The following is a 1,268-nucleotide window of genomic DNA, read 5'->3' on the forward strand; positions in this document are numbered from 1 at the left end:
TCGGTGCACCTGCTGATCTCCCCCGTTGCGGGGGAGATGTCCGGCAGGACAGACGGGGGTGCCCGGGCGCCCTACTTGTCGTGAGCACGATTATCCTCCGTCCCGGCCGGATCGAGGATGCCGAGACCATCCATGCCGCCTTGCTGCGCCTCGGCACCCACATCGGCGCGCATCAAGAGATCACCTCGACACCGGATGACCTCCGCCGCTACGGCTTCGGCGCAAACCCCGCCTTTTCGACCTTGGTCGCCGAGGTCGACGGCGAGTTCGCCGGGCTCTGCCTGCACTTCCCGATCTTTTCGACCTGGATGGGCCGGCCCGGGGTCTTTGTGCAGGACCTCTATGTCGAGGACCGCTTTCGCGGCCGCCGCATCGGTGAGAAGCTGTTGCGGCGCGTGGCCAAGGAGTGTCGCGCTGCAGGCGGCGTCTATCTCAGGCTCTCCGTCGACACCGATAACGAGACCGCCAAGACGTTCTATGAAAAGCTCGGTATCGGCTGGTCGAGCTACGAGCAGGTGCACAAGATTGTCGGCGAGGCCTTTTTTGCCTTTGCCGACGCGCTGGAGGACGAACGATGAAAGCCTTCTATGCCGAGGAACAGAAGCGCCATGACCCGAAGGCCTTCCTTTCCAGCGGCGCGCCGCAGCCCAATCCGGAAAAGCCGGAACGGGTCGAGAGATTGCTAGCCGGCGCAAGATCGGCCGGCGTGACGATCGAGAGGCCGAAGGACCATGGCCTTGGGCCGATCGCCGCCGTGCATACGCCCGAATATCTCGACTTTCTCGAGCACATCTTCGCGCGCTGGCAACGCATCGAAGGCGCCTCGGCGGAGGTCATCCCGAACATTCATCCAATCGGCCGCGGCGGCTCCTACCCGGCCTCAGCGGTCGGCCAGGCCGGCTATCATATGGCCGACACAGCCTGCCCGATCTCGGCAGAGACCTGGAACAGTGCGCTCTGGAGCGCCTGGAGCGCAGTGGAAGCCGCCGAAGCCGTGATGGCCGGCGCGACGGCGGCTTACGCGCTCTGCCGCCCGCCTGGCCATCACGCCTTTGCCGACGTGGCGGGCGGCTTCTGCTTCATCAACAATTCCGCGGTCGCCGCGCAGGTGCTGAGAAAGGACGCGGGACGCGTCGCCATACTCGATGTCGACCTGCATCACGGCAACGGCACGCAGGGAATCTTTTACGCACGACCGGATGTTTTGACCGTCTCGCTGCATGCCGATCCGGTGCGCTTCTATCCCTTCTTCTGGGGCCATGCCGACG

2 protein-coding genes are annotated in these 1,268 nt (G+C 64.8%); both read left to right on the forward strand.

Going from position 1 to position 1,268, the window contains the following annotated elements; genetic code table 11:
- Positions 1-80: 80 nt before the first annotated feature.
- Positions 81-578, forward strand: a complete 498-nt coding sequence (locus EOA32_RS37285) for a GNAT family N-acetyltransferase (protein ID WP_128374316.1) — start codon at positions 81-83, stop codon at positions 576-578.
- The coding region (locus tag EOA32_RS37290) for a histone deacetylase family protein (RefSeq protein ID WP_128374317.1) at positions 575-1,268 on the forward strand (694 nt) is incomplete at its 3' end. The genes EOA32_RS37285 and EOA32_RS37290, both read left to right, overlap by 4 nt.

This window comes from Mesorhizobium sp. M1A.F.Ca.ET.072.01.1.1 (assembly GCF_004023325.1).
Taxonomy (GTDB): Bacteria; Pseudomonadota; Alphaproteobacteria; order Rhizobiales; family Rhizobiaceae; genus Mesorhizobium.